This is a genomic window from Corynebacterium kalidii (genome assembly GCF_022869005.1).
Classification (GTDB): domain Bacteria; phylum Actinomycetota; class Actinomycetes; order Mycobacteriales; family Mycobacteriaceae; genus Corynebacterium; species Corynebacterium kalidii.
Genome location: NZ_JALIEA010000006.1, coordinates 87,750 through 105,980 on the forward strand (window position 1 = coordinate 87,750; position 18,231 = coordinate 105,980).

The window sequence follows — 18,231 nt, forward strand, 5'->3', positions numbered from 1 at the left end:
GAATCGGTCGCGCACGGAGTTTACGGGTGCAGTCTACTCCTTGCAGACGTCGACGAGTGCGCTGCTGGACTCGTGGAGACTTTCCATGTGCGCCGTGATCTTGTCCTGCAGCGCCAAGGACGTGGCTTCTACCTCATCGACGGTCTGGAGGTACTCGCCTGAGTCGGGGTCGAGCTGGTGGAACGCCGCATAGGTGCTGAGGTCGGCCTCCGCGATGGTGGTCACGTACGCCTGGTACTCCTCTGCGAAACGGTCCAGAGCTTCCTTGACCTCGCTGTTCGAGACATCGTCCTGTGCGCGCTCGAGGGCCTCGGTGCCGGGGGCGAGTGTCTCGGCGTACACCTCGTTGAGGTCGATGTCTCCGCCCTGCGCGGCACTCTGTGCCTCAGCTTCAAGGTTGGTGTCCAGTGCGACCCTTGTTGCTGAGAGGGCGATGTTCGTCTGCAGGCATGCCTCGTGGACACTCTGCCCTCCGGAACAGGCGGCCAGGGGGAGTGTCAGTGTGACCGCGGCGCAGCCGACGCCGAAGATTCTGGCCCGGGTGGTGAGCATGGGGATCATTCTCCTTGTGTTTGTGAAGCTATGTTAGTCTGTACAGTGTACAAATTAACACGGCATGCCCGTGGCAAGGAAAAGCGCGAGAGAGGGAGAGTTGCGGTGGAATCGATCATCATGGCGGTGCTGATGGGTGGGCTCGGAGGGCCGGCGCTGGCATGGGCGATGGCAACCCCGAAAAGCCGCAAGGCGCATGCCGAGCGTAAGGCGAGGTTCGAGGAGGGGCGCGGCTCGGATCCCGAGAAGCTTCCCGTCGGGCCACACAAACCTATCGTGACGAATGCCCTGTTCTGGGGTGTGGTCTATGCGGCCATCGGCTTCTTCCTGGGGACGTTGGTCTGATCGCTGCGCGTACCGATGTTTATGTGGGGGCGCCCCTAGAGTACCGCCCACCCCAGGGCGCCCGCGGCGATCACCACGGCCCAGGCCGGGACCTTCCAGCTGTGGAGCGCCACGAACGCCGCGACGGCCAGTACCAGGGCGTTGACGCAGTTGCCGAGGATTCCGGTGGTGAACACCGGGTCGTAGAGTGCGGCGGCGAGCCTCAGTCGTTATCGGACAGGTGATGAGCGGCTGGCCGGCACTGATCTGGTGTTTCACCATTTCGTGGTGGTGTTGTTGGCTGATGTCTGGCACGCCAGGGTCACTCGCCCCTCTTTGTCCTTGGGTCGATGCCTGGGTCGCTACACGGTGCTACGGATGACATCGGTCCCGTCGTGCAACAGCTGGACATGGACTATCCGGCTGTTGTTGACCCGTACCCGTCCGAAGGTTGGGTGACGTTTTCGCGCAGTGCGGACAGGTATTTGCGGGGTGCGGGGCATTCCGGGCGGGGGTCGGGCTTCACCTCGAACAACCCAGGGTCGGGTCAGAGGTGAGTCCTGCCCGATGAGGTCCAGCGCGGTTGTTCGCTGGGGCGGTGGGCGAGTGTGTCACGGGGAGACCTGCACGGCCTTCGCTGCCGTGTGATCACGATGGGGAAAGTTGACTGTTGACAATGATTGCGATCCAGGTCACACTGTACAGGTGCATTGTTAACAGTTGACAACGAAAGGGACGGGTAATGACAGTGGCTCATGACGTCATCGACCCAGAACGCGTGCAGCGGATCCGGGAATCGGCGTACCGCATCCGGCAGTACGCCATCACGCAGGCGGAACTCCAAGGGCAGGGGTACATCGGCCAGGCTCTGGATCTCGCGGACATTCTGGCGGTCCTCTATGCCGACCAGCTGGTTCTCAACCCACACGACGTCGCGGACCCGGAGCGTGACCGGTGCTTCATGTCGATGGGGCACTACGGTCTCGCCCTCTACGCGGCCCTGGTGGAGGCGAAGTTCCTGCCGGAGGAGGAGCTCCAGACCTACGCCGCGGATGACTCCCGGCTGCCGATGTCGGCGATGGCGGTCTACACGCCCGGTGTCGAGATCTCGGGAGGTTCACTCGGTCACGGTCTTCCGATCGCGCTGGGTGCCGCGATGGCGTTGGCGAGGAAGGGCGGTTCTCAGATCGTCGTGAATCTGCTGTCGGACGGTGAGCTGGACGAAGGGTCGACGTGGGAAGCCGCCAAGGTCGCCGGTGACCTGAAGTTGAAGAACATCGTCGCTGTCGTCGACGTCAACGGTCAGCAGGCTGACGGTTCGACGCGGCCTGGCGAACTGCTGGACGGTTCCGCGACGGCACGGCGGTTCGAAGCCTTCGGCTGGACCGCGCATGACGTGGACGGCCACGACATCGAGGCTCTCATCCGGGCCCTGGAGACCGCCCGCGCCGCCGAGGACGGACGACCCCACGTGCTTGTCTGTCGGACCGTGATGGGGAAGGGGGTCCCCATGCTGGAGAACAGGGACAAGCTCCACTTCATGAGGGTCGACGAAGAGGAGTGGGTACAGGTGAAAAAGCAGCTCAAGGAAGGATTCGGCAATGGTCAGTGACAAGAACAGCGGAACGGTCCTGCGCTCCGGCGCGATGATCGCCGACGTGGCGGGCGAGGGTGTCGAGACGGTGTCCGCACCCCTGGGGCACGCGTTGCTCGACGCCGCGGAGAACGACGACCGCATCGTCGGGTTGTCGGCGGACCTCGCGAAGTACACGGACATGCACATCTTCCGTGACGCGCTCCCAGATCGCTTCTACCAGGTGGGCATGGCCGAGATGGCGATGATGGGTGCAGCGGCGGGACTCGCGCAGGAGGGTTTCGTACCGTTCGCATCCACGTACTCCGTGTTCGCGACCCGTCGAGCCTACGACTGGCTGCTCCTCGACATCGCCGAGCAGAAACTCAACGTCAACCTCGTGTGTGCCCTGCCCGGGCTGACGACCGGCTACGGTCCCAGTCACATGGCCTTCGATGACCTGGCGATCCTCCAGGCGTGTCCGCACCTGACGATCCTCGATCCCTGTGACGCGACCGACATCCAGGCGGCGACGCCGGCGATGGCGGCGGTCGACGGACCGACCTATATGCGTCTCCTGCGGGGGCGGGTGCCCAAGATCCTGCACAACTACGACGGGGAGTTCGAGCTCGGAAAGGCCCGGAAGCTGCGGGACGGAGGGAATGCCCTGGTCATCAGCTCCGGTCTCGCAACCCAACGTGTCCTGGAGGCCGCTGAGAAGCTGGACAGGGACGGTATCGAGGTCGAGGTTCTTCACCTGGCGACCATCAAGCCCCTCGACGAGAAGGCGGTCATCGACGCGATCGTCCGTTCCGAGCGCCCGGTGTTCACCGCGGAGAACCATTCGGTTGTCGGCGGGCTCTTCTCTGCCGTGGCGTCAGCTGCCGCGCGGAACGGCGTCGGCCGGAAGATCACGCCGATCGCACTACCTGATGAATTCCCGAGTGCGGGCGCGCTCCCCACCCTCGAGGAGCGCTACGGAATCAGTGCTGGGGCAATGGAACGAACCATTCGTTCCAGTCAGGGTTGATGAATTTCTGGTCCGGTACGCGTGCTTCTCCGAGGGGCACGGGAAAATTCAAGGGTAAGTGCCTGAGGCTGCGGTGAGGAATCGTTGCGTGCTGCTATGTTGCAGTGATGGCAGGCGTTGTTTGCGTCATATTTTCTTTCCGATGTGAGCATCCGGGCGCTTACGTGAAAGGGGGCACCATGGGTGCCGGTTACTTAATAGTTCTCGCGATTGTCGCTATCGTGGCCCTTCTCGTTCTGGTTACGGTCATGAAGTGGCCCGCGTATATCGCCTTGCTTGCCGTCGCGGTCGTCACGGCGTTGGCCGCCGGGACGTCGCCGAGTGAGGTGATGCCACTCATCATCGACGGCATGGGAAGCACCCTGGGAAGTGTGGCGCTCCTCGTCGGTCTCGGGGCGATGCTGGGCGGGATCCTGGAGAAATCCGGTTCCGCTGCCGTTCTCGCACATTCCTTCCGGAGCCGTCTCGGGGAGAAACGGTCCGGAACCGCACTTCTCCTCGCCGCATCACTCGTCGCCATACCCATCTTCTATGACGTGGCTTTCATCCTGCTGGTGCCGATCGTCTATTCTTTCGCCCGGATGGCGGGGCATCGAAGTCCGGTGATCCTCGGACTCCCCATTGCTCCTTTCATGGTCTACCTGCACAACACGTTGCCCCCGCATCCCGGAATCACTGCGGCCACGGAAAGTCTCGGCGGAGACGTCGGTGTCCTGCTCATGGTCGGGTTGGTTGTCGCGGTGCCGGTCGGGTTCGTGGCGGTCTACATGGCGAAGTTCCTGAACCTGAAGGACTATGTCATGACGCCCGATGTCGCGCGGCGATTCGCAGCTGTCTCGACATCGGCACATGCGCAACCGGTCCGTGGTGGCGGTGACGGTGGTGGCGGTGACGGTGGTGGCGGTGACGGTGGTGGCGGTGACGCCGGAGGGGATGGCGATGATGCCGACGGTCGTGTCGACGATGAATCGGCCCATGTGACCACTCCTGCAACATGGGAAGTCTTGTTGTGTATCCTCCTTCCGCTGCTGATGATTGCGGTCGGAACGGTCACTGACCTGGTTCTTCCTGACGGGCATGCGGCCCTTGAGTACACGAGCTTCATCGGTGCCCCGGCCTTCGCCCTCCTGGTGGCTGCGGTGCTCGGATACTACCTCCTGGGGATCCGGCATAAGCGTCGCGGTGCGAAGGTCTCCGAAATCATGGACGACGCGCTTGGTCCGGCAGCGGTCGTGGTCTTCGTCACCGGCGCCGGTGGGGTATTCGCGGCAGTTCTGACGGCCACCGGCATCGGCGAAGCGATATCCGACGCGCTCCTTGCGACGGGTATGCCCATTCTGCCGCTGGTGTTCCTCCTTGCTGCGGCGTTGAAGGCGGCGCAGGGCTCGGGGACGGTCGCTGCGCAGACCACCGGAGGCATCATCGCGGCGACCGTGCTGTCGGGGGACTACAGCGTCGTCCAGGTCGCCTTGTTGACGATCGCGATCGGTTGTGGATCGAACTCCCTCACGCACGTCAATGACTCGGCCTTCTGGATCACCACGCGGTACCTCGGTCTCTCCGTCATCGATGGGCTGAAGACTTGGTCGGTCATGGGCCTGACGCTTGCCCTCACCGGATTTGCCATCACGTGCGGACTCTGGGTCGTCGTCCCGTAGTGTCCTGACGAGCGTCCTGACGAGCTTCCGGACAATGGCGGCCGGGGAGCTTCCCCGGGCGGGGACGTGACAGAAGAAGTCTGGCCCCGTGCACGGAATCCACCCGGATCCGTGCACGGGGCCAGACTTTTCTCTGCCCGCTGTCGTGGCCTACGGGCGGTGACCGTCAGCTGATGTAGGAGCCGCCGTTGATGTTCTGGGTCGTGCCGGTGATGTAGCCGGCGTCGTGGCTGGAGAGCCAGACGAACAGCGCCGCCATCTCGTCCGGAGTGCCCTGCCTGCGGAGCGGCACAGCCTGGGCGAGTCGACGCTCGTTCTCGTCGTCGGACCCGGCACGGATGTCGGTGTCGACGACCCCCGGGGCGACGGCGTTGACGGTGATGCCGTGTTCGGCGAGTTCACGCGCCAGGCCACGGGTGAGCCCGATGACGCCGGCCTTCGCGGCGGCGTAGGCGGTTCTGGAGAAGACCCCGCCCCCGTGTTGTGCGGTGACCGACGACATGTTGACGATCCGGCCGTAGCCGCCGGCGATCATCTGCGGGACGAATTCCTTGCTGGTCAGGAAGCTGCCGGTGAGGTTGACGGCGATCACGCGGTTCCATTCGTCGAGTCCGAGCTCCTCGAATGCCGAGGGGGAGGGGATCCCCGCGATGTTGGCGAGGGCCCCGACGGGCGGCAGGTCGCTGTCGACGATGGTCTGTGCCGCGTTTGCCACGGAGTCCTCTGAGGTCACGTCACAGGCGAAGCCGGCGGAGGGGACCCCGAATTCGGAGGCGATGGACTCTGCCGCGGCCTGCGCGGAGGCCGCGTCCAGGTCGAGGACGACGACCGCCCAGCCTTCGCGGGCGTACCGGCGGGCCGTGGCCTGACCGATGCCGCGGGGGGAGGCGGCTCCGGTGACCACGGCAGTGCGCTGGCCGATCTCGGGTGGGGTGCTGAGTGACATGTGGTCCTGCTCCTTCTTTTTTGTCTCGCCGGACGCCTGTGATCTGTCCGATAGCGGTGAAACTGGTGTGATTCAAGACTCCCCCCTTCGCGAGATATTGTCAACCGGTAACGGTTAACTGTCGACAATGAAAGCCTGCAGGTGCGGAGCGATGGTGTAGGTTGACCGGTCCGTGCGGCCCGGTCACTGCGTTCGTGCTGCGTTTGCCCGCTGTCGATGTACAGTTCTTATGTCGGTTGACGACTGTCAGCAGTGGTGTGAGAGGACGTGGAACGTGTCGGAGAAGCAGAATGCTCTTCTGGGGCTGAAGAAGACGAATCTCCGGGAGCAGGCGCTGTCTGCGCTGCGGACGGCGATCACCCGGGGAGGTCTTCCGCCCCGGAGTGCGTTGATCGAGACCGAACTGTCGGAACAGCTCGGTATCAGCAGAGGGACCCTGCGTGAAGCGCTCCGTCAGCTGCAGCAGGAGGGACTCGTCGTCCTGGGGGATCGCGGTCGCCTGTCGGTGAGGAGCCTCGAGGCACATGAGATCCGCGAGATCTTCGTCGTCCGTTCTGCGCTGGAGGGGCTCGCTGCTGCTGAGCTGGCGCTCCAGGACGACCGCACGGGGACTGTCGCGGAACTTCAGTCCGCACTGGACCGGATGGCAGAGGCCGGGACCGAACGACTGGATGACCGCATCGAGTGCGACCTCAGCTTTCACCGTGCGCTGTGCAGCCTGACCGGCAACGCGACATTGCTGCACTCGTGGACGTCGTTGGAGGGGTCGATCCGCATGTCGATCATGTATGCGGGGGTGGAGCGTGCGGTGGGGAACATGGACGTGGGGAAGCACATGGAGATCGTGAAGGCCATCGAGGCCGGTGACCCGGAGGCGGCCCGTCGCGCAGTCGCAGAGCACCTGAAGTGGGCGTCGGACAACCTGGTGGCGTAGCGTCCCCTGACCTGCGGTTTCCGGTGACGGTCCCCTAGAAAACGACCCACCCCAGGGCGCCCGCGGCGATCACCACGGCCCAGGCCGGGACCTTCCAGCTGTGGAGCGCCACGAACGCCGCGACGGCCAGTACCAGGGCGTTGACGCCGTTGCCGAGGATTCCGGTGGTGAACACCGGGTCGTACAGCGCGGCGGCGAGGATGCCCACCACCCCGGCGTTGATGCCCGTCAGTACCCTGCGGGTGGCGGCGTTTCCCCGCAGTGCCTCCCAGAAGGGTAGCGTGCCCACCACCAGCAGCGCGGCCGGCAGGAATATCGCCACGGTGGCGACCAGTGCGCCGACAATGCCGGTCACCGTCCCGGAGCTGGATGCGCCGAGGAAACCGGCGACGGTGAACAACGGCCCCGGGACCGCCTGGGCGGCCCCGTACCCGGCGAGGAAGACCTCGGGGTCGACGAGGCCGGCGGTCTCCGCCTGCAGGAGCGGCAGCACCACATGGCCGCCGCCGAAGACCAGCGACCCCGCGCGGTAGAAGACGTCGGCCAGCGACAGGTAGGCGTTCTGCGTCCACGCGGCGAGCAGGGGAAGCCCGGCCAGCAGCAGGGCGAACAACCCCAGGCACGCGACAGCGGTCCGTCGGGACACCCGGACCGCGAAGGCGTCCTCCGCCCGCGGGGCCTGCTCCTGCGGGGTGAGCCAGAGGAAACCGACGAGGCCGGCCACCGCGACGGCGATCGCCAGGGTCGCCGGGCCGGGGAAGAGCAGGACGACGATCATCGCCGCCGCCGCGATGGTGGCCCGGGGTGCGTCGGGCGTCAGAGACCGGGCCATACCCAGGACGGCGTGTGCGACGACGGCGACGGCGGCGGCCTTCAGCCCGTCGATCCAGCCGGCGTCGGAGAGGTCGCCGACGGCGGCCAGGCCGTAGGCGAAGGCGACGAGAAGCACGACCGAGGGCATCGTGAACGCGAACCACGCGGCGAACATCCCGGCGTACCCGGCTCTCTGGAGTCCGATGGTCATCCCCACCTGGGACGACGCGGGGCCGGGGAGGAACTGGCACAGCGCGACGAGGTCCGCGTAGGCCTTCTCGGACAACCACGCGCGGCGCTCCACGAAGGCCTCGCGGAAGAACGCCAGATGGGCGACCGGGCCGCCGAAGCTGGTGAGGCCGAGGCGGAGGAAAACGAGGAAGACCTCCCAGGTTGCTCCTGTGTTTCCTGGTCGTACGTCGCGGCCGTGGGGCGGGGTTCGGGGCACGTGACGATCTTGACAACCTCGGGCCACCCCGGTCAACGCGGACCGGGTGAACTTTGGGTGAACGAGGCGGCGGGGCTCAGCCGATCTGTAACACGGTCCGCAGCGCGGTGAAGACCTCGGGCCGGACCCGGTGGATCACGGTGCGACCGTCACGGTGGCGTGCCAGCAGGCCTGCCTCGGTCATCTTCTTCAGGTGGTGCGAGATCGTCGGCTGGCTCAGCCCCATCATCCCGGTGAGTTCACCGACACTGGCCGGCTCGCATCCCGCGGCGGCCAGCTGCGACAGGATGCGCAGCCGTACCGGCTCCGCCAGCACCTTGAACAGCCCGGCGTAGTGCACCGACTCGTCCTGGGTCAGCGGGCCGGTCCCGAGTGAACAACACTGCTCGATGTCCGGGGCAGCGGCGGGCAGGGGCTGGGCGGTGCTCATGGTCACCACGCTACATTGACGAATGTCGATACGGGAACTACCTTCTGATATTGACCACTGTCGATATGGAGCGAGGACGAGGCCCGTGACCCCACCACCGAGATCTGACGCCGCGCCGGCCCGGATGTCGTTCCTGGACCGTTTTCTCCCGGTCTGGATCATCCTGGCCATGGCCGCCGGCCTGGTCATCAGCCGCACGGTCCCCGGCCTCCGGGATGCCCTGGGGGCATTGGAGATCGGCGGCATATCCATCCCTATCGCGGTGGGTCTGCTGGTGATGATGTACCCGCCGCTGGCGAAGGTCCGGTACGACAAAGCCGGCAGGATCGCCGGGGACACCCGGCTGATGAGCGTGTCGCTGGTCCTGAACTGGATCGTCGGCCCGTTGCTCATGTTCGTCCTGGCCTGGGTCTTTCTTCCGGACCAGCCCGAACTGCGCACCGGGTTGATCATCGTCGGACTCGCCCGCTGCATCGCCATGGTGCTGGTCTGGTCCGACCTGTCGTGCGCCGACCGGGAGGCCACCGCTGTGCTGGTGGCGATCAATTCCGTGTTCCAGGTGCTCATGTTCGCGGTGCTCGGCTGGTTCTACCTGCAGGTACTGCCGTCCTGGCTGGGGTTGGAGACAACCTCGGCGGAGTTCTCCTTCTGGACGATCGTGACCTCGGTGCTGGTGTTCCTGGGCATCCCGCTCCTCGCCGGGGTGGCCTCACGCCTGCTGGGGGAGAAGGTGAAGGGTCGCGACTGGTACGAGAACAGCTACCTGCCGAGAATCTCCCCACTGGCCCTGATCGGGTTGCTGTACACGATCGTGCTGTTGTTCTCTCTCCAGGGTGAGCAGATCGCGGCGAATCCGTGGGCGGTGGCGCGGCTGGCCGTGCCGCTGGTGATCTACTTCCTGGGCATGTTCGCCCTCGCACTGGTGACGGCGAAGGTGTCGGGGCTCGACTACGCCCGGTCGGCGTCGGTGGCGTTCACCGCGGCGGGCAACAACTTCGAGCTGGCGATCGCCGTGGCCATCGGGACGTTCGGTGCCGCCTCCGGCCAGGCGCTGGCGGGCACTGTCGGGCCGTTGATCGAGGTCCCCGTCCTCGTCGCGCTCGTGTACGTCATGCGGCGGGCCGGGCCGGTACTGTTCGCCGGAGACCCCACCGCGCCGCTACCCACCCGTCGACCGAAGGAGCACGTCCCGTCATGACCACCCGTCCCTGCGTCCTGTTCGTCTGCGTCAGCAACGCCGGTAAGTCCCAGATGGCCGCGGCCCTGACCCGGCACCGCGCCGGGGAGGCCGTCGAGGTGCACTCCGCAGGCACCCACCCCGGTGACCGGCTCAACGGGCAGTCGGAGCTGGCGGTCGCCGAGGTCGGCGCCGACATGTCCGGCGACCGTCCGAAGGGGGTCGACCCGGGGCTCCTGCGACGGGCGGACCGTGTTATCGTCGTCGGGCACCAGGCGCAGCTCGAGCTCCCGGCCGACGCCGTCGGGACGCTGGAACGGTGGCCCACCGACGAGCCGTCCGACCGGGGGATCGACGGTGCGGAACGGATGCGGCTGATCCGGGACGACATCGCCGCCCGGGTGGCGGACCTGCTCGACCGGCTGTGAGCGCCCCGGCCGCTACTCCCCGGCGGGGTCCGGCAGCTCGCGGGGGACGACCTTGCCCACCGCGTTGCGGGGGAGCGATTCCAGGAAGACGTAGCTGCGGGGGACGTTGTGCCGGGCGAGCTTGTCCTTGACGGCCGCCTTCGCCTTCTCTGTGAAGGCCTCCCGGTCGGTCCCGGCCGCGTCGCCGGCGAGGACGACGTAGGCGCAGAGGGACTGGCCGAAGTCGGCGTCGTCGACGCCCTGCACGTGGACTTCCTCGACCTCAGGTAGTCCGTAGAGGACATCCTCGGTCTCCTGCGGGAAGACGTTCTCGCCGCCGGAGACGATCATGTCGTCGCTGCGTCCGGCGATGTAGAGCAGCCCGTCCCGGTAGTACCCCAGGTCGCCGGTGGCGACGAGCCCCCGGATGGTCTCCTTGTCCACGCCGGGGCGCGTGTAGCCCTCGAACAGCATGTCGTTGCCGACGAAGATCCGTCCGATCTCGCCCTCGGGCAGTTCCGTGCCGTTGTCGTCGAAGATCTTCAGGACGGTGGCCATCGGCGGCTTGCCGGCGGTGGTCGGGTGCTCGGCCAGCTCCTCCGGCTTCGCGATGGACGCCCAGCTGACCTCGGTGGAGCCGTAGAGGTTGTAGAGCACGTTGCCGAATTTCGCGGTGGTCTCCTCGATCACCGCCGGTGGCAGTGCCTCGCCGCAGGCGGTGATGACCCGGGTCCCGGGGTTGAAGTCGTCCGGCACGGCCGCGAGCAGGCGCCGCAGCATCGTCGGCACGATCGCGATCGCGTCCGGACGGTTCGCCTCGATCAGCTTCACCGCCTCGACCGGCGAGAACCGGCGCTGGAGGATCAGGGTGCTGCGCAGTGCCAGACCCAGCTGGATCTGCGCGAAGCCCCAGGTGTGGAACATCGGCGCCGCGATGTAGTACCCGCGGTGCTGCTTCAGCGGGATCCGCGACATGATCGACGACGCCGGCAGGTACGTCCGTGGTTCCGGCCGCCGTGCGCCCTTGGGTGTGCCGGTCGTGCCGGAGGTGAGGATGATCGTGCGTCCACGGCGCGGACGGGCCGGGATCTTCTGCTCGTGCGGGGTGGAACGCAGGACCTGGGTCAACGTCGGCCAGTCCGGGTTCCTGGTCGCGTGGTTCGCGGTGGCCGTCGCCTCGGCGACGTTGCCCGCGTACTCGACCTCGTCGTACTGGTGCCCCTCCGGGATCCGCGCGGCCGTGGTGTGGTTCTCCTCCCAGTTGACGATCACGGGGCACTCGTCGAACCCCGCCGGGAGCAGGGGGATGAACTCCTCGTCGATGAAGAGCAGGTCGATCTTCTGCTCCTTGATCACCGCGCGGGTCTGGTGGGCCGACGCACCGGTGTTGAACAGGACGATGTCGGTGCCCAGACGTCCGTGCGCGCACAGCGCCATGATGAACCCGCGGTGGTTCCTGGACAGGACGCCGATCCTGTCGCGCTCCCGGATCCCGGAGCGGTAGAGGGCCTTCGCCAGCAGGTTCGTCTGTTCATGCAGTTCCGAGTAGGTTATGGAGCCAGCGTCGTCGATGATGGCGGTGTGGTGGGGGTCGCGCGCCGCACCGAGGGCGAGGATGCCGGCGGGCAGGAACTCCCACTGGTAGATGTACTTGAGGGCCTTGCCCATGGCGACAGGCGACATGGGTCCGAGGACCCCGGACTTGAACAGCGGCAGTGTCCCCTTCGCCAATGTGGGTATCTGCGTGAGGGTGACGGCAGGGGTGGATGCGCTCATGGTGCTCCTTCGGAGAGATTCTATGTACAGCATGGTTATGGAATCACATGGTTTACGCCGTTTACGTTAGTTTCCGAAGGCATATCCGTCAGCGGAACCGCGAACGCCGGTGGTACCTGCGGCGACATCCGGATCAGCTACGGTTGGCAGTCTGCCCGGCTCCGGCACGGGCAGACCGTTTTCTTCCGTTACCGTCCCAGCGTCGTACGAGGAGTCTCCATGGCAGCACCGTCCGTCGTCCTGGCCGTCGTCACCGCCCTGGGGGCCGTCCTCCTGGCGGCTGGGGTCGTCGGCCTGATCCGGGACGGTCGGCGCATCGCCACGCCTGTCTACCTGACGATGGGCCTGGGGCTGCTCGCCCTCGGGGTGGGCCTGCTGTTCGCCGAACGGGGCAACCTGGTCCCGCTCACGGTCGCCAGCGTCATCGTGATCGGTACGCTCCTGCTGGGCATCGTCGTCGGGTACCCGTTGCTAGTGCTGTTCCTGCTGTACTCGGGCGCCACCGTGCTGCGTAGGGAGAGCCGTTCGCTGGGCAACGCCCTCGCCCTCATCGCGGGCGTGGGCCTGCTGTTCCTGCCGACGACGCTCGGGATGCTCGCCCCGTCGGACACACCCCGCGCCGACGCCGTCGGCATGGTCCGGTACGCGGTACACATGTCGGCCACGTTGGTCGTGCTCTACTTCGGCTTCATCTTCGCCGCCTTCACCGCCGCCTCACTGCTCTACCGGTGGCGGCGTATCCGTAAGCCACCGGAGGTGGTGATCGTCCTGGGTGCCGGTCTGATCGACGGCGACGTCACGCCGCTGCTCGCGGCCAGACTCGACCGCGGGCTGGCCGTCCAGAGGCAGTTCCACGGCACACCCGTGATCATCGCCAGCGGTGGACAGGGACCCGACGAGCCACGGCCCGAAGGGGAGGCTATGCGCGACTACCTCATCCGGCAGGGCGCCGACCCGGCCACCGTGGTCGCCGAAACCCGGTCGCGCAACACCGAGGAGAACCTTCGGTTCTCCCGCGCACTCCTCGACGACCCCTCCTCGCCGGTGGTCGTTGCGACCAGCAGCTACCACGTGTTCCGTGCCGCCCTGCTGACCAGGACCCTGGGGATGAACGCACATGCCGTCGGCGCGCCTACCGCCTGGTACTACTACCCGAGCGCGGTGATCCGCGAATTCGCCGGGGTGATCCGCGACCGGCTCCGGTTCACCGTCCTCAGCCTCGCCGTGCTCGTCCTGCTGTCGGTCGCCTTCACCCTGGTCGTGGTGCCGGCGATGGGACCGGGGCCCGCGTGACCCGTCAGCCCGGGGGATTGGTGGTTTCGCTCCACCGGAACCACCATCGCCGCGGGTTCTCAGGAGGCCGGCGGTCCCAGTGAACTGCGCTCCACCAGGTGGGCGGTCAGCCGGTCGCCGTGCCCGGCGCTGTCACCGGTCCCGAGCACGTCGACCCCGAGGATCCGCAGGGCCATGCGTGCGGCGTCCTCGCCGTTCGCGTGCACCGGTTGCGAGACCACGGTGAGCGGCGGGTCGGTGAACTCCTCCCAGCCTGTGTCGTCGAAGCTCACCAGCGAGATGTCGGCCGGGACGCGGAGGCCGCGGGATTTCAGGGCGGCCAGTACGTCCCGGACCACAGTGCTGTCCGAGGCGACGAGGGCGGTGGGGGGTGCGTCCCGCTGGAGGAGTTCGCCGAGGATCCGGTCGGTGGAGGCACGGTCGACGGCGCCGAACCGTAGGAGGTCGTGGTCGGGCCGGATGCCGGCGGCCTCGAGGGCGGCGAGCATCCCGGAGATGCGTTCGGCCACCGAGGACACCCCCAGCGGGAGGCCGTGGAACGTCATCCCGTCGGTGGTGAGCGCCGACAGGAAGGCGATCCTCCGGTGGCCGAGGGCGATGAGCCGCGCGGTGGCCTCTTCGGCGGCGGGGACGATGTCGATCACCGCCGCAGGTGCCGGCAGGCCCGCGATCGTCCGGTCGAGCAGGACCAGTGGGTAGTTCGTGTCCACCAGGTGCTGCAGGTGGTCGACTGCGTAGGCGGAGGCGGGGGAGACGATCATCGCGTCGACGCGTTTCTCGGTGAGGACCCGGACGGCCTCGATCTCGACGGTGACATTTTCATCTGTATTGAGCAGGATCACGTCGTACCCGGCACGGCGGGCGACGTCGGTGATCCCGCGTGTCGCGTTCCCGAAATACGAGTTCTCGATGTCGCCGACGATGACCCCGAGGGTCCGTGTCCGCCCGGTGTTCATCGAGCGCGCGAGTTCGTTGGGACGGTAGCCGAGACGTTCCGCGGCTGCCAGGACCAGCTCGCGTTTCTCCTCGCTGACGTGCCCGTATTCGCCGAGGGCGCGGGCGGCGGTGGCTTTCCCCACCCCGGCCAGACGTGCGACATCGGTGACGGTGACTTCGCGCTGTCTGCCAGCGGGGGTGTCGGCCATGTGTTGTCCTCCTGTCGAAACTACCTCTTGACATGTTATCTGAGTCACGTCTACTGTTGCCGCAACTGAGACCGGTATCAGACCCAAAGTGAGACCGGACTCACATCAGTGCACCGACGAGAGGACCATCGTGAAACCCTGCGCACGCCCCCGCACGCCGCTGCGGAGCCTGCTCGCCGTCGTCGTCACGGCACTGGTCGGCTTCGCCGTGGCTGCCTGTGGGTCGACCCCCGGCAGTGACGAGAACCCCTACGGACTCATCTCCCCGGGCAGCCTCCGTGTCGCCGCCGTCGGGGACCTCCGGCCCTACACGTACGCCAACATGGCCGGTGAGTTCACCGGATTCGACGTCGAGCTGTTCACCGACGTGGCGCACCGTATCGGTATCGAGGACGTCAACTTCGCCGGACAGGAGTTCGCCTCCGTGCTCCCCGGTGTGGCCACCGGCATGTTCGACGTGGGGGTCGCCGCGATCGGCATCACCGAAGACCGCCAGCGCACCGTGGATTTCTCCGACGGGTACCTCGCCGGTTACCTCACCATCCTCGGCACGAAAGGAGGGCCGGTGACCAGCCGGGACGATCTGGCGGGCACCCGGATGGGCGTCTCCCAGGGCTCGCTGCAGGAACTCTACGCCGTCGAGAACTTCCCCGAGGCCGACCTCGTCCGCTTCCCCGAACACAACGCGGGCACCGCCGCCCTGCGCAACGGCACCATCGACACCTACTTCCTCGACTTCGAGTCGGCGAAGCTCTACCTCGGCACCACCCCGGACTTCACCAGCATCGAGGACGTCCCGTCGTTCGACGCCCCGGCCGGGTTCGCCGTCGCCAAGGACCGTCCCGAGCTCCGCGAGGCCCTGAACCGGGGTCTGCGTGACGCGATGGAGGACGGCACATGGAAGCGACTCCACGAGAAGTACTTCCCCGACACCCCGATGCCCGCGATGTACCTGCCCTCCGACGAGCAGGACGCCACCACCAACCCCGACCGACGCTGAACGAAGGACAACATCATGGACTGGCTGGAGAACCTACGGAGTACCTTCCTGGATTTCGGTGCGATGGGCGAGGTACTGCCCCACATGATCGGGACGGGACTGAAGAACACGCTGATCCTCGCGGTCATCGCGACCGTGATCGGCATTGTCCTCGGCATGATCCTCGCCGTGATGGGCATATCCAGGTCACGGTGGCTGCGCTACCCGGCACGTATCTACACCGACATCTTCCGCGGCCTTCCCGAGGTCGTCACGATCCTGCTGATCGGCCAGGGCTTCGCACGCATCAGCCAGGAGATCTTCGGCGCCACCCCGTACCCGCTGGGGATCCTGGCGTTGAGCCTGATCGCCGGAGCCTACATCGGCGAGATCTTCCGCTCCGGCATCCAGTCGGTCGACAAGAGCCAGTTGGAGGCCTGCAGGGCGCTCGGCATGTCACGTAGCTCCGGTATGCGACTGGTGGTCATCCCGCAGGGCATCCGCCGGGTCCTCCCCGCCCTGGTGAACCAGTTCATCTCGGTCATCAAGGCGTCGTCCCTGGTCTACTTCCTCGGGCTGCTCACCAGTGAGCGCGAGCTGTTCCGGGTCGGGCAGGATGCCGCCGTCCTCACCGGCAACCTGTCGCCGCTGCTGCTCGCCGGGATCTTCTACCTTGTCATCACCGTGCCGCTGACCCACCTGGTCAACTACTTCGATGACCGGCTGCGCTCTTCCAGGCGCAGGCCGTCCGCCCCGGTGAGCGGCCTGGAGGAGGTCGCCGCGGTCAACGCGGTGTCCGCCGCGCCCATGCCGACCTCCGGTGGAGATGGCACCGAGGGCACAGCACGAACCACACGCACCGACCGCACCGACCGCACCGACAACGAATAGGGGACAACCATGAACACACCCACTCCGACGTCAGCACCCGGGGAAGGCCGTGAGTACCACGGGTCCGGCCTCTCGATCCAGGACCTCGTCCTCTCCTTCGGTGACATCACCGTCATCCACGGTGTCAGTGTCGAGGTGGAACCCGGGACCACGACATGCATCATCGGCCCGTCCGGCTCCGGGAAGTCGACCCTGCTCCGCGGGATCAACCGGCTGCATGAACCGGCGTCCGGGGCCGTCACCCTCGCCGGCGAGGACGCCATCGCGATGAAGGAGGACGACCTGCGCCGCCGCGTCGGGATGGTCTTCCAGCATTTCAACCTCTTCCCGGACCACACCGCAGAACAGAACGTGATGATGGCGCTGCGCAACGTCAAGAAGATGGGAAAGGAGGAGGCGTCGGCGGTGGCACGCGAGAGGCTCCTGGACGTCGGGCTGGCCGAGCGCGCCGACCACAAGCCGCGGGACCTCTCCGGCGGCCAGCAGCAGCGCGTGGCCATTGCACGCGCGCTGGCGATGACCCCCGAGGTCATGCTCTTCGACGAGGCCACCAGCGCGCTGGACCCGGAGCTGGTCAAGGGGATCCTCGACCTGATGGAACGTCTCGCGAGGCAGGGGATGACGATGGTCGTGGTCACCCACGAGATGGCCTTCGCCGCACAGGTCGCCGACCAGGTCCTGTTCATGGACGAAGGCCGCGTGGTCGAGGCCGGCACGCCTGACCAGGTCTTCAACAACCCGCAGAGCGAGCGGCTCAAGACCTTCCTGTCGGAGGTGCTGTAGATGCCGGGCCAGCCACCTGTGCGCACCGCGGTCCTCGGTTTCGGGACGTCGGGACGGGTCTTCCACGCACCCTTCCTCGCCGCGGACTCCTCCTACGAGGTCAGCGCCATCGTCACCGGCGACGACGGGCGTCGGAGGCAGGCCGCCGCCGAGTACCCGCACGCACGCCTGCTCCGCAGCGCCGACGAGGTGTTCGCCCACCCGGAGCAGTACGACCTGATGGTCGTCGGGACCCCGAGCGGGACCCACGAGGAGATGGCCGCCCGGGCGTTGGACGCGGGCCTGCACGTCGTCGTCGACAAACCCTTCGCCCTGTCGGCGGCAGGCGGCAGGCGCCTGGTCGACAAGGCCGCCGGTGCCGGCCGGCTCCTCACCGTGTTCCAGAACCGACGGTGGGACGGCGACTTCCTGACCCTCAGGAAGCTCCTCGCCGAGGGCACGCTCGGCGAGGTCCACCGCTTCGAGTCCCGGTTCGAGTGGTGGAAACCCGACCAGGGCACGACCGCCGCCTCGTGGAAGACCACCAGCACCCGGGCCCAGGGCGGTGGCCTGCTCCACGACCTCGGCACGCACCTCATCGACCAGGCCCTCCAGCTGTTCGGGCCGGTCCGGGACGACGCCGGCGCCGTGTACGCCGAGCTCGACACCCGCCGTCCCCGGGTCAGCGCGGAGGACGACGTCTTCGTCGCCCTGCACCATGCCTCCGGTGTCCGCAGCCACCTGTGGATGAGTGCGGTCGCCCCGGCACCGGCCCCCCGCTTCCACGTGGCCGGCTCGGGCGCCGGTTACACGAGCTGGGGCCTGGACCCGCAGGAGACCCAGCTGAAGGACGGCATGCGCCCCGGCGACGACGGCTTCGCCACCACCCCGGCCAGCCGGTGGGGCGTGCTCGGCACCGGCGGGGAACGGCACCCCGTCGCCACCGTCGACGGAGACTACGCCGCGTTCTACCGGTCTCTCGCCGCGGCGATCACCACCGGGGCACCCGTCCCCGTGGACCCGGCGGGACCCCTCGGCCCCCTCGCCGTCCTGGAAGTCATCGACACCATCGAACGAATCATCAACTGAAAGG

Annotated in this window: 19 protein-coding genes; 12 read left to right on the plus strand and 7 right to left on the minus strand. The window is 67.0% G+C overall.

The window, feature by feature from the left end:
• Nucleotides 1-33: 33 nt before the first annotated feature.
• Nucleotides 34-552 carry a hypothetical protein gene (locus MUN33_RS00855; protein ID WP_244803019.1) on the minus strand — a complete coding sequence of 173 codons (519 nt, stop codon included), beginning with the start codon at nt 550-552 and terminating at the stop codon, nt 34-36.
• Nucleotides 553-657: 105 nt separating this feature from the next.
• On the opposite strand from MUN33_RS00855, the gene MUN33_RS00860 reads away from it, so the two are divergent.
• A complete protein-coding gene (locus MUN33_RS00860) occupies nt 658-897 on the plus strand; it encodes a hypothetical protein (RefSeq protein WP_244803020.1) in 240 nt (79 codons plus the stop codon).
• A 35-nt stretch (nt 898-932) separates the two neighbouring features.
• On the opposite strand, the gene MUN33_RS00865 is transcribed toward MUN33_RS00860, so the two are convergent.
• Nucleotides 933-1,073: a hypothetical protein gene (locus MUN33_RS00865; protein WP_244803021.1), complete on the minus strand. Its 141-nt coding sequence runs from the start codon at nt 1,071-1,073 to the stop codon at nt 933-935.
• A gap of 545 nt (nt 1,074-1,618) precedes the next feature.
• Between MUN33_RS00865 and MUN33_RS00870 the strand changes: the two genes are divergently transcribed.
• The 3 genes from MUN33_RS00870 (at nt 1,619) to MUN33_RS00880 (ending at nt 5,137) form a co-directional block, all read left to right on the plus strand.
• Nucleotides 1,619-2,488: a transketolase gene (locus MUN33_RS00870; protein ID WP_244803022.1), complete on the plus strand. Its 870-nt coding sequence runs from the start codon at nt 1,619-1,621 to the stop codon at nt 2,486-2,488.
• Nucleotides 2,478-3,479: a transketolase family protein gene (locus MUN33_RS00875; RefSeq protein ID WP_244803023.1), complete on the plus strand. Its 1,002-nt coding sequence runs from the start codon at nt 2,478-2,480 to the stop codon at nt 3,477-3,479. The genes MUN33_RS00870 and MUN33_RS00875 overlap by 11 nt, the downstream gene beginning before the upstream one ends.
• A 179-nt stretch (nt 3,480-3,658) precedes the next feature.
• Nucleotides 3,659-5,137 carry a GntT/GntP/DsdX family permease gene (locus MUN33_RS00880; protein ID WP_255804992.1) on the plus strand — a complete coding sequence of 493 codons (1,479 nt, stop codon included), beginning with the start codon at nt 3,659-3,661 and terminating at the stop codon, nt 5,135-5,137.
• A 166-nt stretch (nt 5,138-5,303) separates the two neighbouring features.
• Here the strand turns inward: MUN33_RS00880 and MUN33_RS00885 are convergent, their stop codons facing one another.
• Nucleotides 5,304-6,083: an SDR family NAD(P)-dependent oxidoreductase gene (locus MUN33_RS00885; protein ID WP_244803025.1), complete on the minus strand. Its 780-nt coding sequence runs from the start codon at nt 6,081-6,083 to the stop codon at nt 5,304-5,306.
• 274 nt (nt 6,084-6,357) lie between these two features.
• On the opposite strand from MUN33_RS00885, the gene MUN33_RS00890 reads away from it, so the two are divergent.
• On the plus strand, nt 6,358-7,017 hold the full coding sequence (locus MUN33_RS00890) for a GntR family transcriptional regulator (RefSeq protein ID WP_244803026.1): 660 nt from the start codon (nt 6,358-6,360) through the stop codon (nt 7,015-7,017).
• A 34-nt stretch (nt 7,018-7,051) separates the two neighbouring features.
• On the opposite strand, the gene chrA is transcribed toward MUN33_RS00890, so the two are convergent.
• Complete coding sequence (gene chrA, locus MUN33_RS00895) at nt 7,052-8,278, minus strand: chromate efflux transporter (RefSeq protein ID WP_244803027.1); 1,227 nt, start codon at nt 8,276-8,278, stop codon at nt 7,052-7,054.
• Nucleotides 8,279-8,354: 76 nt separating this feature from the next.
• Nucleotides 8,355-8,708, minus strand: a complete 354-nt coding sequence (locus MUN33_RS00900; protein ID WP_244803028.1) for an ArsR/SmtB family transcription factor — start codon at nt 8,706-8,708, stop codon at nt 8,355-8,357.
• Between the two features lie 124 nt (nt 8,709-8,832).
• On the opposite strand from MUN33_RS00900, the gene arsB reads away from it, so the two are divergent.
• On the plus strand, nt 8,833-9,906 hold the full coding sequence (gene arsB / locus MUN33_RS00905) for an ACR3 family arsenite efflux transporter (protein ID WP_244803073.1): 1,074 nt from the start codon (nt 8,833-8,835) through the stop codon (nt 9,904-9,906).
• Entirely contained in the window at nt 9,903-10,313 is a 411-nt protein-coding gene (locus tag MUN33_RS00910; RefSeq protein WP_244803029.1) for an arsenate-mycothiol transferase ArsC, read from the plus strand. Before arsB ends, MUN33_RS00910 begins: the two co-directional genes overlap by 4 nt.
• Before the next feature lie 12 nt (nt 10,314-10,325).
• On the opposite strand, the gene MUN33_RS00915 is transcribed toward MUN33_RS00910, so the two are convergent.
• Nucleotides 10,326-12,068 carry an AMP-binding protein gene (locus MUN33_RS00915; RefSeq protein ID WP_244803030.1) on the minus strand — a complete coding sequence of 581 codons (1,743 nt, stop codon included), beginning with the start codon at nt 12,066-12,068 and terminating at the stop codon, nt 10,326-10,328.
• Between the two features lie 219 nt (nt 12,069-12,287).
• Here MUN33_RS00915 and MUN33_RS00920 point away from each other — a divergent pair, with 219 nt between their 5' ends.
• A complete protein-coding gene (locus MUN33_RS00920; RefSeq protein WP_244803031.1) occupies nt 12,288-13,361 on the plus strand; it encodes a YdcF family protein in 1,074 nt (357 codons plus the stop codon).
• A gap of 59 nt (nt 13,362-13,420) precedes the next feature.
• On the opposite strand, the gene MUN33_RS00925 is transcribed toward MUN33_RS00920, so the two are convergent.
• On the minus strand, nt 13,421-14,506 hold the full coding sequence (locus MUN33_RS00925) for a LacI family DNA-binding transcriptional regulator (protein WP_244803032.1): 1,086 nt from the start codon (nt 14,504-14,506) through the stop codon (nt 13,421-13,423).
• Between the two features lie 130 nt (nt 14,507-14,636).
• Between MUN33_RS00925 and MUN33_RS00930 the strand changes: the two genes are divergently transcribed.
• The 4 genes from MUN33_RS00930 to MUN33_RS00945 are packed head-to-tail and all read left to right on the plus strand — an operon-like array spanning nt 14,637 to nt 18,227.
• A complete protein-coding gene (locus tag MUN33_RS00930; protein ID WP_244803033.1) occupies nt 14,637-15,506 on the plus strand; it encodes an ABC transporter substrate-binding protein in 870 nt (289 codons plus the stop codon).
• Nucleotides 15,507-15,521: 15 nt separating this feature from the next.
• Nucleotides 15,522-16,376: an amino acid ABC transporter permease gene (locus tag MUN33_RS00935; protein WP_244803034.1), complete on the plus strand. Its 855-nt coding sequence runs from the start codon at nt 15,522-15,524 to the stop codon at nt 16,374-16,376.
• A gap of 9 nt (nt 16,377-16,385) precedes the next feature.
• Nucleotides 16,386-17,159 (plus strand): amino acid ABC transporter ATP-binding protein, encoded by a 774-nt coding sequence (locus tag MUN33_RS00940; protein ID WP_244803035.1) that lies wholly within the window; start codon nt 16,386-16,388, stop codon nt 17,157-17,159.
• On the plus strand, nt 17,160-18,227 hold the full coding sequence (locus tag MUN33_RS00945) for a Gfo/Idh/MocA family protein (RefSeq protein WP_244803036.1): 1,068 nt from the start codon (nt 17,160-17,162) through the stop codon (nt 18,225-18,227). It abuts the gene before it with no gap.
• Nucleotides 18,228-18,231: the final 4 nt, after the last annotated feature.